General features: G+C 47.3%; 14 protein-coding genes and 1 tRNA gene. 10 read left to right on the top strand and 5 right to left on the bottom strand.

What is annotated here, in order from left to right; all coding sequences use genetic code 11:
- Positions 1–50: 50 nt before the first annotated feature.
- On the bottom strand, positions 51–1,448 hold the full coding sequence (locus AC3WU2_RS25800) for an RsmB/NOP family class I SAM-dependent RNA methyltransferase (RefSeq protein ID WP_492457835.1): 1,398 nt from the start codon (positions 1,446–1,448) through the stop codon (positions 51–53).
- A gap of 148 nt (positions 1,449–1,596) precedes the next feature.
- Complete coding sequence (locus AC3WU2_RS25795) at positions 1,597–2,787, bottom strand: GGDEF domain-containing protein (RefSeq protein WP_492457834.1); 1,191 nt, start codon at positions 2,785–2,787, stop codon at positions 1,597–1,599.
- A gap of 362 nt (positions 2,788–3,149) precedes the next feature.
- Here AC3WU2_RS25795 and AC3WU2_RS25790 point away from each other — a divergent pair, with 362 nt between their 5' ends.
- Genes AC3WU2_RS25790 through AC3WU2_RS25780 form a run of 3 tightly spaced genes read left to right on the top strand, consistent with a single transcriptional unit; the run spans position 3,150 to position 8,938 of the window.
- The gene (locus tag AC3WU2_RS25790) at positions 3,150–4,280 is read left to right on the top strand and encodes a glycosyltransferase family 4 protein (protein WP_379349700.1); all 1,131 of its coding nucleotides are present in this window, start codon (positions 3,150–3,152) and stop codon (positions 4,278–4,280) included.
- Between the two features lie 30 nt (positions 4,281–4,310).
- Entirely contained in the window at positions 4,311–5,648 is a 1,338-nt protein-coding gene (locus AC3WU2_RS25785) for a metallophosphoesterase family protein (RefSeq protein WP_492457833.1), read from the top strand.
- Positions 5,645–8,938, top strand: coding sequence for an AAA family ATPase (locus tag AC3WU2_RS25780; protein WP_492457832.1), 3,294 nt, complete (start codon positions 5,645–5,647; stop codon positions 8,936–8,938). Before AC3WU2_RS25785 ends, AC3WU2_RS25780 begins: the two co-directional genes overlap by 4 nt.
- Here AC3WU2_RS25780 and AC3WU2_RS25775 read toward each other — a convergent pair.
- Entirely contained in the window at positions 8,924–9,952 is a 1,029-nt protein-coding gene (locus tag AC3WU2_RS25775) for a YkvI family membrane protein (protein ID WP_018755772.1), read from the bottom strand. The two genes, AC3WU2_RS25780 and AC3WU2_RS25775, sit on opposite strands and share 15 nt — an antisense overlap.
- A 110-nt stretch (positions 9,953–10,062) precedes the next feature.
- Between AC3WU2_RS25775 and AC3WU2_RS25770 the strand changes: the two genes are divergently transcribed.
- A complete protein-coding gene (locus AC3WU2_RS25770; RefSeq protein ID WP_492457831.1) occupies positions 10,063–10,656 on the top strand; it encodes a DedA family protein in 594 nt (197 codons plus the stop codon).
- Between the two features lie 8 nt (positions 10,657–10,664).
- On the opposite strand, the gene AC3WU2_RS25765 is transcribed toward AC3WU2_RS25770, so the two are convergent.
- On the bottom strand, positions 10,665–11,372 hold the full coding sequence (locus AC3WU2_RS25765; RefSeq protein ID WP_492457830.1) for a hypothetical protein: 708 nt from the start codon (positions 11,370–11,372) through the stop codon (positions 10,665–10,667).
- Positions 11,373–11,530: 158 nt separating this feature from the next.
- On the opposite strand from AC3WU2_RS25765, the gene AC3WU2_RS25760 reads away from it, so the two are divergent.
- The 6 genes from AC3WU2_RS25760 to AC3WU2_RS25735 all read left to right on the top strand — a co-directional run bounded on the left by AC3WU2_RS25760 (position 11,531) and on the right by AC3WU2_RS25735 (position 13,973).
- On the top strand, positions 11,531–12,103 hold the full coding sequence (locus tag AC3WU2_RS25760; protein WP_492457829.1) for a xanthine phosphoribosyltransferase: 573 nt from the start codon (positions 11,531–11,533) through the stop codon (positions 12,101–12,103).
- Positions 12,104–12,189: 86 nt separating this feature from the next.
- Positions 12,190–12,519 carry a hypothetical protein gene (locus AC3WU2_RS25755; protein WP_492457828.1) on the top strand — a complete coding sequence of 110 codons (330 nt, stop codon included), beginning with the start codon at positions 12,190–12,192 and terminating at the stop codon, positions 12,517–12,519.
- 59 nt (positions 12,520–12,578) lie between these two features.
- Positions 12,579–12,800 (top strand): hypothetical protein, encoded by a 222-nt coding sequence (locus AC3WU2_RS25750; protein ID WP_379349684.1) that lies wholly within the window; start codon positions 12,579–12,581, stop codon positions 12,798–12,800.
- Between the two features lie 76 nt (positions 12,801–12,876).
- Positions 12,877–13,203: a TFIIB-type zinc ribbon-containing protein gene (locus AC3WU2_RS25745; RefSeq protein ID WP_492457827.1), complete on the top strand. Its 327-nt coding sequence runs from the start codon at positions 12,877–12,879 to the stop codon at positions 13,201–13,203.
- A gap of 141 nt (positions 13,204–13,344) precedes the next feature.
- The gene (locus tag AC3WU2_RS25740) at positions 13,345–13,566 is read left to right on the top strand and encodes a DUF2614 family zinc ribbon-containing protein (RefSeq protein ID WP_492457826.1); all 222 of its coding nucleotides are present in this window, start codon (positions 13,345–13,347) and stop codon (positions 13,564–13,566) included.
- 323 nt (positions 13,567–13,889) lie between these two features.
- Positions 13,890–13,973: transfer RNA gene (locus tag AC3WU2_RS25735), tRNA-Leu, on the top strand.
- Between the two features lie 122 nt (positions 13,974–14,095).
- Here the strand turns inward: AC3WU2_RS25735 and AC3WU2_RS25730 are convergent.
- Entirely contained in the window at positions 14,096–15,481 is a 1,386-nt protein-coding gene (locus tag AC3WU2_RS25730) for an MFS transporter (protein ID WP_492457825.1), read from the bottom strand.
- Between the last annotated feature and the right edge of the window lie 23 nt (positions 15,482–15,504).

Below are 15,504 nucleotides of genomic sequence, written 5' to 3'. Positions count from 1 at the left end.
GATTTTGGAGCGACAGGGCTTCTCTATGTCATGCGATGAAGCGAATGAGCTTACGGAAGACGTAAGCCTTTTGGATAGTGGTTCTTCAGTTGACCACTGCTGGCTTTGCCCCAGCCAAGCGGCAGGCCATTCACGGTCACGAGCGCCCAGCCTTTGTGATCCGGCGGCACGGGCAGTGTCTCGCCGCGCAGATACGCGGCGATCTCGGGGGCATCGGGCGCGAAGTCATAGACGAGCCGCGCCCACGAAGGGTTCACAGCGAGCGCCAGCGCATGCGCAGGCTCGATACGGTTCTTGCGAATCGTGCCGATGTGCAATCCGGCACGTGGGATGCGGAGGCCGCTAAGCTGTGCGGCCGACAGGGAGCTGCCGCCTGCTTGCGGCAGCTCGTACAGCGCTTCGCCGAAGAGAAGCGCATCGCCCTGGCCCGGCGCGAAGCCGGGCAGTTCCTCGCGGGCCCACGCGAGGAACTGGGCCATGCCCGCCGCCGCAGGAGCGGCGGGCTGGCCCTTGCCGCGCGGAGCGCGCTCCGCCTTGCGGCGGCCGTGCGCGCTGTGCGCGTCGCCCGCAGCCTGCGGCTCGCGGGTACCACCCTCGCCTGCTGCTGCGCGCAGCACGGCGACAAAATGGCCCTCACCGCGGTGCTCGTGAGGCCAAATGCGCTCCGTTCCCACTAGTGTGAACGCGGGGAACGCTGCCAGCAACCGTTCAATCGTCAGTTCATTCTCCTGACGATTGAACGTGCAGGTCGAGTAAGCCAGCGTACCGCCTGGCTTCAGCATCTTCACCGCTTGTTCCAAGATGTCCCACTGGCGCGCCGCGCACATGACGACATGGTCCTCGGACCATTCTTGAACGGCGTCAGGGTCCTTACGGAACATCCCTTCACCGGAACATGGGGCATCGAGCATAATCCGATCGAAGAACGAAGGGAAGCGTGCCGCAAGTTCATCCGGCGTGGCGTTCGTTACGACGGCGTTAGACACGCCCATCCGTTCGATGTTCTCGGCGAGTATTTTGGCACGTGCAGGGTGGATTTCGTTCGCGATAAGAAGCCCTTGTCCTTGCATTTTGCCTGCAATATGCGAGGATTTCCCGCCTGGTGCTGCTGCTAAGTCTAGAACAACCTCTCCGGGCTGTGGGTCCAGCATCTCCACAGCAGACATCGCAGACGGTTCTTGAATATAGTACAAGCCCGCGGCGTGATAGGGATGTTTGCCTGGGCGATGGTCTCCGTAATAGAATCCCGTGCTGCACCAAGGGATGGGCTCCAAGTCAAACATCTTGCGGAGCTCTGCTGTAAGCGCACTACCGATCTCTGTCTTCAAGGGATTGATTCGTAATCCTTGTGTTCGTGGCTCGTCATAAGACAGCAAGAAACGCTCCGCGTCTTGACCGAGGAGCGTGCGCATTTGTTCGATATACGTTGAGGGTAAAGATGTTGTCATTGTCGTTCCTAAACTCCTTGCATAAGATTTTAAACTTTGTGGGGCTATTTTAAAATATAAGGTCTTATAAGTTTCACGGATAAACTGTTCTTATATTTCTCGCTTAAAAGCTTTCCGTCTTTTGAATGGACGACGAAATCGTTTATGCTTATCCCAATCGGGTTTTCCGGTCAGGTTTGCTCGTTGAACCTTGGAGGTCCGCATATGCTGTTACTTTATTTTTGCCTGTTGTTTTGGAGTGATACATGGCCTGGTCGGCTTGTTTCACTAATTCTTCTGTCGTTACACCCTTGCGAAGGGTGCTGTGTCCGACACTGATGGTGACAATGCTCTCGGAGGCGACACGTCGTCGAATGGTCTCAGCGACTTCTTCGACTTTGGCGTCCTTATCTACAACGAGTGCGACGAGCTCTTCCCCGCCATAACGACCCGTAATGCCAATGCCTTCGAGCTCCTCCGTCATGATATTCGCAACCTGTTTCAGTACGCCATCCGCTCGGTGGTGACCTTCGGTATCGTTCAGCTTCTTGAAGTTATCAATATCGCTAAAGATGACACTTACTCGGAGGTTCTCATGAATATAGTGGGAAGCGACTTTGTTGAAATAACGACGGTTGTATAAGCTGGTTAATCCGTCCGTAATCGAAGAGCGGTAGACGGATTGCAGCAGCTCGACGATACGGTCGAACAGAATAAAGTAGAGCAGCGTATAATAAACAATTGGCAGTAGATTATGTGTTAGTTCAATGAAAGCCGAAGGCTTCGTTAAGACGTGGTTGCCTAGCAAATTGAGCGCGAGGATTACACCGTACAGCACAAGGCTGCTATAATATTTAAGCTGCTGCCTGATTCGTCTGCCTAGGGTCAGAGCAAAGATGAGGCACAGGACCAGATTGTATGCTTGCAGCGGCCAGACGCCTGCGAAATGATCCGTCGGAGGACCGCTTAAGAACAGCGGATCGATTAGCAGTTGAACGATCGGCAAGATGAGAATTCCCATGACGAGCAGACAACAATAAATGACGGTACGCTTCGAGTTGCGATTATATAGCTGATAGATCGCCAGGTTCAGAATGATAAACGATAAGGTCTGCAAGATTTCAACGAAGTAGCTTATCGCTCGGGCTCTTAAGATCTCATTTATGCTAAAATGGATGTTTAATCCTTGATATGTCATAATGAGTAGAAAACCGAAAATGAGATAAAGGTATGCTTTTTTTCCTTGTTTTCGATACATTCGAATGGACAGCAGGATCATGATGAACATTATGTATATAATGCAAGATGACGAGAAGGCTTGTCCGATCGTACCTGTGAAGAAATTCGCCAATGTTGACATGCATCTACGCTCCAATTAATGATGATCGATTTTTTATAAGAGGTAGTTCAAAAAGCCAACTTTTGATCACGATGTGTTTCAAAGCAGCAGATTCGATATCGAATCTTGCGTTCATCCTCGAAGTCCGGTACTCATTTAGGTTTTGCCTAAACTCCGTTCCTCCTAAAAGTTTTTCGAAGGAAAACTCTCTACGGAAGCTTAACCGAGGGTTCTCGCAACCTGAGTCCATGCTTACGAAGTAAGTTTTCTTCGAAAACTTTCAGGTGCTGAAAAGCCGACTTTTTGAACACGCATTATAATAATTCTGTGTTCAACCCTTTATAATCTACGTGTTACTATATCATATTCGGGAGGACATTGATATGAAACTGTTGCAAGCTCTGTTCTTTCCGCCAGAGCAACCGGGCGGAGTGTCTTCTATGATTCCTTTTTTTCAGGAACGGTTTCAGAAGCCAAATTGGGAGATGGAAATATTCTCGATTCCCAAACGTGTCCGCAGTAAAGGGCATGAAGAAGTAACGTTTACCACATTTGATTGGCACCAATTCGAAGAGAATTCAACGGTGCAAAAATATATTCAGACGATTCGTGATTATATATGGTGGTCCAAGATGCGTCTGAAGCAGTCATACGATGTCATCCACGCGCATCACCCGATTGCGGCGCTTGTCCTTAAGAAGCTCTTCCCGGATACGCCCGTCGTGATGACGATTCATTCGAGTTATGAGCGAGAGCTCATATTGAACGGGAAAATAGAAGAAGGCGGGATCGAGCATCAATTCCTCACATCGCTCTACCGCGAGCTTGAACATCATATGGATCAGATCCTGACGGTATCCGAGTCATTCAAGCAGTATCTGTCTACATATATGAATCACCCTGATCGTATTATCGTCATTCCTAACGGTTATGATGAGCGCCGATTTAAGCCAATCTCTCACGAGAATGAGGTGCCGCAGCTAATAACCGTGTGTCGGCTAGTCCCGGCCAAAGGACTCGACATCCTCCTGCAAGCGTGTGCAGAACTCAAAGCGCGAGGCCATTCGTACGTCTTACACATTATCGGAGACGGTCCAATTCGAACGGAGCTGGAGGAGCTTGCAGTGAGCCTTGATATTTATGATGAGACCATTTTTTATGGCTATATGCTGCATCCGGAACAGTTCATGCCGTTCTCGGATATCTTCGTGCTCCCTTCAAGAGCCGAGGCGTTCGGCTCGGTATTCGCCGAAGCTGCTCTCTGTTGGCTCGCCCTTGTCGGAACGGATGTGGGGGGCATTGCAGAGCAGATCGAAGATGGTGTGAATGGTCTCTTAGTGCCGCCTGATCAGCCGACAGCGCTCGCAGATGCATTAGAGAAAATGATGGGTGATCCGGTCTATCGTTATCAACTTTCGCGTGCGGGATGGGAGAAAGCGAAAAAATCCTATTCTCTGACACGCGTTGTGAATGAATTGAAAAATATTTATCTGCAAGTAAATCGAAAATCCTAGCGTTTGAAGTCGTCTTGGGAGGGAACTGTATTGTCTGATTTTCGATTTATTCATGCCGCAGACCTTCATCTCGACAGTCCTTTTCGAGGGATGTCTCACGTGCCGGATGCAATTCGAGAGAGGTTGCGCGCATCGACCTTTACGGCATTTACGAACTTAATTGATCTGGCGCTGCGAGAACAGGTTGACTTTGTCGTATTCAGTGGAGATGTCTATGATGCGGCAGACCGATCGCTGCGAGCGCAGCTTCGATTGCAACGGGAGCTGCAGCGATTGGCATCTGCACGTATCCCCGTCTATATTATTCATGGCAATCATGATCCCGAAGATGGGATGCATGCCGAATTAACATGGCCAGATACGGTACATTTTTTAAGTTCGAAAGAAGTTGAGACGAAAATCGTATATCGGCGTGGACACGCAGAAGCTTCAGAACCTGAGGCCATCGCAGCGATCTGCGGTATTTCGTACGCACATAAGGCCTTGCATGAGAATGTTGCGTTATCCTACAAACGTCTCGCGGGCAGCTCACTTTATCATATTGGACTACTTCATGGGAATGTGGATGGGGATGTTGGGCATGACAACTATGCACCCTGCGCGAAGAGAGATTTGATCCAAGCGGGGATGGATTATTGGGCACTTGGTCATATCCATTTACGGCAGATTCTGCACGAACAAGAGCCATGCATTGTCTATCCAGGCAACATTCAAGGTCGGAGTGTGAAAGAAGCAGGGGCCAAAGGCTGTTATATCGTCCATGTTATGGAAGGGCGTCAGACTCGCCTGACATTCGCACCGCTAGATGATGTACGGTGGTATACGGAATCCATCTCGATTGAAGGGTTAGAATCAGAACAAGCGCTGAAAGAGCTTGTGGAACAAGTGATACAGAATTGTAGAGAAGGCTCGCTTGGACGGATGTCGGTTCTTCGATTGTTCTTGCATGGTAGAGGGTTGCTGCATCGCAAGCTTGAGCAGAACGGTTTTGTGCAAGATCTGCTTCAAGTTCTTCGCGAAGAAGAGGAATATGGCGTTTCTGCAGAAGGTGAGACTTCTAATATCGTCTGGCTCGAGTCGCTTCAGGTGGATTCTGGTTCTGAGGTGGATGTGGAGCATATCCTTGAAGCGGATAGTTTCCTCGGCGAATTATTTCGGATGGCTAGACAGACCAATCAGGACCTGGATCTTTATGAGGAGATCATAGATCAAGCGATGGAATCGATGCAAGGCCATAACCGACTGCGGCATGTTATCGAAGAACTGAAGGATTCAGAAGATGGACGGGCACTTATCGGACGGGCATGTGAACTAGCGGCGGTCTTGCTGGAAGAAGCTGATCCAAGAGCAGGGGGCGAAGCTTCTTGAGAATTAATGGCCTCTATATGAACGGATTTGGTGCGAAGCACCAAGTCCATATGCAGATGGATTCAAAGGTTACAGTCATATATGGCAATAACGAGGCAGGTAAAAGTACGCTACTAGGGTTTATCCGGGCAATGTTATATGGGATTCCTTCACGGACGTATATGAGTGAACGTTACGAGCCTGTATATGGCGGTCTCCATGGCGGACGGCTCATGTTACAAGATTCTCAAGGTAATGAATGGACAATTGAGCGCTACGATCGTTCCAATACAGGAGGCTTGTCCTCTAACGGCATTTCATCCTCTGGTGGTTCACTCTCTGGAGAAGGCAAACAGCAGAATCTATTGATTCGTGTAACCGATGCGCTAGGTCAAGTGAGGTTCTGCTCGCAGCAGGACTTGGAACGAGAGCTGTTAGGCGGTTTATCCTCTGAGTTATTTCGAAGTCTATTTGCTGTATCGCTGACCGAGCTGCAAGAGCTTCGAACACTTCAGTCGGAGGAATTGAGCGGCTTCTTATATCATGCGGGCATAGGCGGCGGAAGAAGTCTTATGCAGGCGGAGCGCAAGCTATCGCAAGATATGGACAAGCTGTTCCGTCCGAAGGGTCGGAATCAAGATGTGAACAAGATTTTGCAAGCCATGGATCAGCTGGAGAAAGATATTCGGCTTAGCAAATCCTTCATACAGAGCTACAATGAACACGTCATGATGTTAGAACAGGCGGATGAGGAAATAGCAGACCTGGCGATGGAACTTGAGGCAAGTCGAGCAGAATCCTCACGAATCATGCGGGCAATGGGAATGCGTGAGAATTGGCTGCGTGCAAGACGAATTGAAAGAGAGCTCGCCGAGCTGCCTTTATTTAGAGCATTTCCTGAAGATGCTGTGAATCGAACGCAGCAGTTAACGATGGAACGCGATGCGTTAGAGCTTCAATTGAAGCAAACCGAAAGGTCGATGACGAAGCTACAAGAAGAGATGTCCGGTCTTGTATTCGACGATATGCGATTGAATGACCTCCCCGAGGTGGAGAGGCTGCTTCACTTGGCGGAGTCTATTGAAGCGAAACGATACGAATGTCGGGAGCTGCAATCGGAGCGAGAAGCGGCAGAGTGCGAACTCTCCCGATTACTTCGGATGATTGATCCGAGATGGACGGCCGATCAATTAAGGAGCTTCGCTGCCACGATTGAGTTGCGTGAACGAGTAAGAATCGAACGGGAGCGGCAGCTTGCTGCGGACCGTCGGATTGAAGGGCTGCATGCAGATAATATGCGGCTTGGCCGACAACTGGAGGCTGCCTCAGCCGATATTTATGCGTCTCAGCAGAAGTTAGTCGCGCATCAAGACGCAGGTGGCCGACGATATACGCATTTACGTCCAACATCAGCGGATGAGGGACAGCGATTGTGGTCCATGCTTCAGCATGAAGTTCAGAAATGGAATCAGCAGATGCTCACATATCGTGCTATACGTGCGCAGCGGGAAGCGGAAGAACACGCACAGGTGCATTCCTCACAGCAGGTGCGCGCATTACACGCTAAAATGCAAATTGGAGCTGTGGTACTTACCGTGTTGATTCCATTGTTTTTTGTCATGGCTAAGCAATGGGCATTCGGTATTGGCTCGTTGCTTGGGTTTCTGATATTGGATGGATATCTAATGTTTGGGACTCGCAGTGGATCGAGACAGGTGCGGAGCCATTCGAGAGGACGCTCCCGCCGAGGGAATGTCAGGTTTTCAGAGTCGGATTCGGATACGGAATTAAGGGATCTAGGACTAAAAATGATCAAGTCGATCCAAGAAATTATCGACGTGCCAATAGATCATGAAGCTCAGCCATCGCTTGAGCATGCGACCCTTCACGATCTGGAACGGTTCATTGCAGATCAGATGGTGCAGTTACAGAAATCGGTTGATCCTTGGCTGCAATGGATCCGCGAGGAGAGACATCTAACCGAACGACATCAAGAGTATCGAAGCATTGAGCAACGATTGCGGGATCAATTGGTGGAGACGGAAGAAATGATCGAACAGAACTTGATAGAGGAAGAGGCGCATCATCGGAAGTGGGAAGCTTGGTTAACCAGTCAAGGGTTACCAACGACGCTGTCCCCTGACGCGGTGCTTGAAGTATTTCAGTGGACGGAACAAGGGTTGACCTTACTACAGCAAATCGATCGACTGCGGTTGAAAGAGCGTGAAGTATTGGGTCAAATGTCAGCGTTCGATATGTCCGTCGCTGAGATAATCGAGGATCCATCACTTCTTCGTGCAGAAGAACGCATGTTTGCGCTTCGGTCGTATAAACAGCAATTGGATCTATATGCAGAAGCTAGACGGCTATGGAGTCAGAAGAATAAGCAGTTCGCTGAGCTGACTTCGGCACGAGAGGATGTCATCTATCGTAAAGATCAACTCGATCTGAAATTGAGATCCTTGTTCGAGGAGGCTGGTGCGAAGGATGAAGAAGGTTTACGTCGTCATGCGCGGCTGGTGGAACGTAGAGAACAGTTGGTGGCCATGCAGTGGGAACTGGCGAATCAGCTTGGAGAACAAGATCAACTCACCGCAGATCTGATTGAACTTCTGGAGATCGATGATCCTATCCTACTTGATCACCTGCTGGTGGAGTCCGACGAACGCATCAAGCAATTTGAATTCACATATCTAGAAAAGCAAGAACAACGCGGTCGTCTTCTGAATGAACTTGACTCCATCAGGCAGCGCAGTGAACATGCTGATGTGCTTCAGCGATTGGAGGAGCAGCGTGCAGAACTGCGCGCTTTAACAGAGCGGTATGCTCTATATGCCATTTGCAACACCCTCTTGCGCAAGACGCGTCGTATTTATGAAGACGAGAAACAGCCGCAAGTGCTGAAGCTAGCGTCGCAATATTTTGCTGAGATGACAGAGGGGAAATACAATAAGATCATTGCGCCGCTCGGCGAACGACGGATGCTAGTAGAACAAGCACAAGGCCAATTGGTCGATAGTTCACTGTTAAGTCGTGGGACCGCCGAACAATTATATCTCGCGATGCGGTTTGCACTTGCAGAGACGTTTGCGAGTCATCCGCATATGCCATTATTATTGGATGATTTATTCGTGAACTTTGATGCGGATCGATTAAGACAAACTTTACGTGTGCTGAAGTCTCTTGCAGAGCGTCATCAGATTATTCTAATGACCTGTCACGCACATATCGTCGATGCGGTAAGACAACATTTTTCGCATGCCGATATTCAGTATTTGGAAACAGAGTCAACGAACTTATCGTTTCTTTAAGACAATCATGACGAGCCAGACAAGGCTGAATAATCCGAATAGCGGATATAATACGGACAATAGTGAACTAAATCCGAACTGACTGATTAGATAAGAGATGATCATGAGCAGCAAGGTAATGACGGGTGTCGAGAGGCGGATGCGCTGCTGAATTTGCAGGGTAACTCCGTATACATCGGCGACGAACGTAGTGAAGATCTCAGAGAAGATCAACAGTAAGTAGACCATTTGAGCGAATAATCCTAATTGGTAGGCGATTTTACCCATAGGGATTTCAAATTGTGTAATGCCTGGCATATAGGCCGAGAGTGCGAAATGTCCTGATAAGAGCATGAATCCAATCCCAATTCCGCCAAGGATGCCCCCTGTACGAATTACACCGCGTGAGGGCATCTGGGCACCTAGTGGGACGAGCACAGCTTGCGCCATCGCGAGATTAAAGGCAGAATAAAGGAAGGGTGCGGCCCAAGTGGCTGTCCAGCTTTTGTCCACAATTAAAGTAATCCAGCGGTTCGCCGATGGAGAATCGAGCGTATTTAGCACAATTAGGCACGTAAATATGAGCATTAGCGGTACAACGATGGAATTTAAGGTCAGAATTGCGCTCATACCTTTGCGCAGGAGAAAGAATGTAGCAATTAGCGTAAGCAGCAGCCCCGTCTGGTAATGGATATTAAAATGTTCCACGAATAGGGAGCCTGCACCTGCGAGCATAATGCTGTTCACACAGATGAGCACGATCATCAAAAATAAGCTTATCACTTGCCCAGCGGCTTGTCCGAATAAATGTTTGTTCAAATCTTCATAAGAATTTGCTCGAATTTCATGGGCGATAAGCATAATTTTCGTGCCAAGCCATACAAATAGCACTGTTGCGATAAGTATTGTCCAAGGGGCGAATCTTCCATATTGCGTGAAGAATTGCAAAATCTCTTGCCCAGTGGCAAATCCAGCGCCGACAATGGTTCCGATATACGTAAAAGCAATTTGTAATACTTTGATGATATTTCTCAAGCAGCTTCCGCCTCCAATGACGCAGTTTGTCCCTCTTTACAGCCTATGATGGGTTCGGATGGGACATGACTCGAAAGATGAAGGGGATGGGGAATGGAAGGGGTTTTCTCATGCAAGGAGCATTACATTTTCTAAGTGAGTATGGGTATATAGCTTTGTATTTACTGCTAGCTGCAGGAATTGTGGGTATTCCTGTTCCAGATGAGACACTGATGCTTGCGGTGGGAGGCTTGTCCGTTCATGGACACTTTTCATACAGCATGGTGCTGTTCGTGAGTTTTTTCGGTAGTATGACGGGGATGTTAATTAGTTATACCGTCGGCAGAAAGGTCGGGAGCAGTCTATTGCAGCGTTACGGGAAATGGATTCATTTGCCCCCGGAACGTCTCGTCAAAGCAGAGCGTTGGTTCCATAAATATGGCGGGCTAAGTATTGTGTTTGGATATTTCATTCCAGGCATCCGGCATGTTACATGTTATTTTGCGGGTGTTACTCGTGTACCATTTGCCAAATATTTATGCTTTGCAGCGAGCGGTGCGCTCATATGGTGTTTCGTCTTCATTACGCTCGGCCGGTTCGTCGGCTCGAATTGGAATGTGATTCATCGCTTTGTGCGGCATCACATGGTACACAGCATCTCCATTCTCGCGATTCTGATTCTTGTTATTGCGTTAATCCTCGTAAGACGCAAAAAAGCTGTGTAGACATCGTTCTACTCAGCTTTTGTTACTTGAAATAACTTTATCGATTGTACGAGATGCGTCATCGGATCAACGTCGAGTTTAAGCAACGCATCTTTGGCATTATAGCTAATAACATAGTCGGTTTCACGGTCGGGCTTGCCTAGTGCTTTGATGACTTGATCTGCATGTTGATTGATCCGAATGCCGCGTAGTCCAGTAGCGACTTCTTTCTGGAATACTTCGACGAACTCTACGGTATTCGATTCGTTGAACCCAATGGACATACCGTTATATTCATAGATTTCAAGTGGCGCATCTTCATCGTCCATTTTATAATGATCACTAGGTTTACCGAGTTTATTCGTAATTTTGTCTTTGGACTCGGATAAGGCAATGCTGGCTAATTTGGGATTCTGAGGGTCAAAGGCAGGCTCTTCCTGTTTCTTCGATGCTTTGCTCGAATCCTTAGAATCCTTAGAATCTTTCGTGTTTTTGGTATCTTTGGAGGATGAGATTTCTATTTTATTCTTACTTGGTTGATCGATCGCATCGTTCGGGTCACCGGATTCTTGATTGGAATCGGCTAGCTTTGCGGGTTCTTTGTCAGTTGATTGCTGAACCTTGGATGATGTCTGGCCGTTCGTTAAGGATGATGAATCCATGAGACTGCTGCAAGAAGGCAAGATCGCAAGGCTTAAGATCAATCCAACATAAATCAATTTTATCGGTATTTTCATTTGGGTAAGCTCCTAAGTGAAAAATTATGTATCTGTTCTACTTAATTAGACGGATTCTCGCTCTAAAAGTTACGGATGATAGGTTAATTTTTTTGCTTGAATGAATTTCAATCGTATGTTAACTTAACTTACATAATCCGCATTCGGAGGTATAACGTATGGAAGCGTTGAAACAGCGAATTTTAGAAGAAGGTATTGTCTTATCCGATCAAGTACTGAAGCTTGATGCGATTCTCAATCATCAAATTGATCCTATGCTTACCACAGTCATGGGTAAGGAGCTTGCTGCAAGGTTTCGGGATCAGCAGGTGACGAAGATCATGACGGTAGAATCATCGGGAATTCCCATTGCATTTGTCGTTGCTGCAGAACTTGGTGTTCCGCTTGTATTCGCGCGTCGGAAGAAAACACTTGTCGGGGATACAGAGACTTACAGCGAACGTGTTCCTTCTTTTACCAAGGGCATTGTAACGGATATTATGGTATCGCGTCAATTCCTTCATGCGGATGATCGCATTCTGTTCATTGACGATATTATTGCGAATGGCGATGCGGCACGCGGTTTGATCAAAATCATTGAGCGTGCAGGGGCATCCCTCGTAGGTATGGGTGTTGTGGTCGAGAAATGTTTCCAACATGGCGCATCTTCGATTCGAGAACAAGGCGTAAGGCTTGAAGCTCTAGTAAGAATTAAATCTCTAGAGGATGGGCAGGTCCATTTTCAAGAGTAATTTCACAATTCCCGGGGGAAAGAGTCTCTTTCATCCCTGTCAGTTTTGACTTATAATAAGGAATATGGGAAGGGAGGCGACCAACTATGGGGAATGAACAGGTTTCTGAAGCATTTTTCATGAACAAGTTAAATGACGCGAAAGTCCATTTTGAACGTGCCTTGGATTGTAAGCATACCGAATTTGACGATCTTTATCCCTATATGATTGAACACCCTCAATTTTTCTGGTACAAACGCTATGTTGCTTGGTCGGAGCTGCTCACGATTGTTAAATTATGCGATGAGCTTGGATATGAATGGAACAGTCATTTCACGCCGCATCAAGTGTCATATGTAAGAAATCGGGTAATGTCGTCGAAGGTGCTTGATTACTGGTTCGAGACGAATGATTTGAAGAAGCATGTAGAACAATAATCAACTTACAGGGACTGAACAGCTTGCTGTTCGGTCTCTTTTTTGAAGGAGAATATACGATGGAAGTATTAACAGATGAGCAGTTGAATCAATATCGAATCGATGGAACGAAGGTCCGTGTGGTGCGTGATGCGCTTGAAATCAATGATGTTATAGGGATTGTTGTCGCTTGGGATGACAGTACCGTGATGATAAGACGGCCGAATAAACGAATTGTGAAGCTCGACCGAAGCTATTCGATTACGCCTTTTACGATGGAACGCATAAATCCGTTCGAATAAATGAAACCCACGGGATTGGGACAACGTAATATAATCTAGCCCTGCGTGTGAACAGGGTCCGAAAGGGAGTGTAAGAATGAATTGTCCAGTATGTCATGATACGCGAATGCGTGAGGTGGAGAAGGATGGGATCTTAATTGACATCTGTCCAACTTGCAAGGGCGTATGGCTTGATCGTGGAGAGCTTGAGAAGCTGATGAGCGGTGTTCGTGAGATCAGACCGGCATTCAATCAATGGTATGATGATGAGCATGATAAGCACGCTAGAAGAGACTCCTATGATGATGACCGACATCGTTACGACTCACACAATAATCAGCACAATCACAATCAACCACATTACAATAACAAGCATAAGAAGAAAAAATCGGTTCTGGACGTATTCGGGGACCTATTTGATTGATGGATGACGTCGTCTCTTCAAGGGGCGACGTTATTTGTGGCGGAATTGGTAGACGCGCACGGTTGTACAGTTGCAATTGAAGCATGGAAATTAATATTCTTAAACACCGCCTCTATATGGTAAAATGATGAAAAAGTAGAGGTGATACATATGCTTAAATTGATCATTTTTATTATTTTTATAATATCTGCAATAGCAGTTCTGATTGGGATTACTATGGGAAATAAGAGATGGAAAGCAGCAGAAGCGGTGGATTGTCCAGTATGTGGAAATAACTTCAAGTTAATCGGCGGGAGCTTCAAATGCACACAATGCAGAAAAAGGATCGTTAAGACATCTGATGGTCAAATAAAAGTTGCTTAAAGCACCTTTGAAGTGCACCCCTTAGAATAGACATTGGAAAAACCCTAGGTTAATCCGATGTAATTCTAGAGGGTGCATAATACGAACTTATATTCGTGTTGTTGGCGCTGATTAAAGAAATTTGCAACGTATTGACGTCCATAAATTGGCGTGGTATTATAAATCTCACGTAGTTGAAGGTGCGCACGGCTAAAATAAAGCGCGGTCGACGGAAAAGATTGACGATAATCTATCGTTAGCCTTTCGTCAGCCGTCCGAAAAAGTCTTACGCCGGAACTTCGAATATTACGCGGTGTGAAATCGCGAAATACTACGCCATATATGCGGTCATGGCGGAATTGGCAGACGCGCACGGTTCAGGTCCGTGTGGTAGCAATATCGTGGAGGTTCGAGTCCTCTTGACCGCATCATCTGAATCAATTAAACGGGTCTTTAAATTACGAATGAGTAATTTAAAGACCCGTTTTTTATGCTGTCGAGATTTGAAACGTATTGCTCATCTCTTGGGCCGACAAAATTCTTCGAGCTGTTACGACTCTCCCAACTGCCCTGATTCCCGTCGCCGCCGACTCATGAATACCAAGGACAATGCAATGACCGTGAGGATCATCCAAAGCACCCGAAATCCTTCGAAGGTGAAGTTACCTCCCATTACGATGCCTATCAACAATGAAGAGAGAATGGTTCCCAGGTATCTTGAAGTATTAAATATTCCAGATGCTACACCGATCATTTCTTTTGGAGAACTTTGGAATAAGGCCGCTTGCATACCGACATTGTTCAACCCGTTGCTAATTCCAAATGCAGCTAACGCCAGGCATACACTGATAACCGGTGAAGTTTGATTCAAGGTCACGATCCACACTGACCCGAATGTCATCAGAATTCCAGACACGAGCAATGCGGGCCTGGGTCCTGATTTATCGATCCATCGGCCTGCTATTGGAGACGTGATGAGTGAGCACAAGCCTAAGCTTAGCATGAGAATCCCTGTATGGAACTCGCTGACATGACGTACCATTTGCAAGTAGGACGGAAGCCCGAAAAAGAGCGAATAAAAAAGTACGTTAACGAGCATGAATTCGACATTGACCCAAGTCATCGCAGGATATTTGGCGAATGTGCGCAAAGGAATAAAGGGTGACTTCGCTTTTAACTCATGTCGTACGAAAGCCACAAGCACCACGAGGCCTATCGACCCGACAATGACATGCCCAACTGAGATTTGCCCAGATGATTTTGCTGACAGTAATGAAGCGAGCAGGGCAACCAGACCCACTGTGAATAGCAGGATCCCTGATGCATCTATCAAATCCAACCATTTACGAAAGGACATGCCCTGTGCAACGGATGTGGATGGTTCATCCTTAGGAATATTCCTCCAAGCTAATAGAAAGCTCACCACCACGAACGGAATATTAACAAAGAAGATAGCAGGCCAGCCCCACCAGTGAAGGATGACCCCGCCAATAAAGGGTCCAATGGCTGCCGCTCCCGATAGGAATATGGACAAAACAGACAGTGCAGTTGCTTGGTTCTCCGTAATATGAATTCGCACAATGGCCATGCCAACGGCAACCATCATGCTTGTTCCGATGGATTGCACAATTCGGAACACGATGAGCCACCCAAAGTTTGGTGATAGTGGAGCTAATAATGATGCAACGAAGGCTACAACAAGCCCGGTAAGAAATATCCTCCTGCGACCAAATAAATCGCTGGCCTTTCCCATGACAGGTTGAGCGATGCTACTCGCAATGTAGAAAGAAAATATAATCCAGGAAACAACGGTAAAGTCAAGTTGGAACACATGTTGCAGCCTTGGAATAGCCACTGAAACCATTGAAGAATTTAAAGGGTTCAACAGTATCCCAAGGCCAACGGAAATCATCAACCACCTGCTGTGAACATTCATTTTTGGCCCCCTCCAGTGTATTG

The organism is Paenibacillus sp. EB106-05-06-XG162 (genome assembly GCF_058791655.1).
This window is presented reverse-complemented; position numbering and strand designations above follow the sequence as displayed.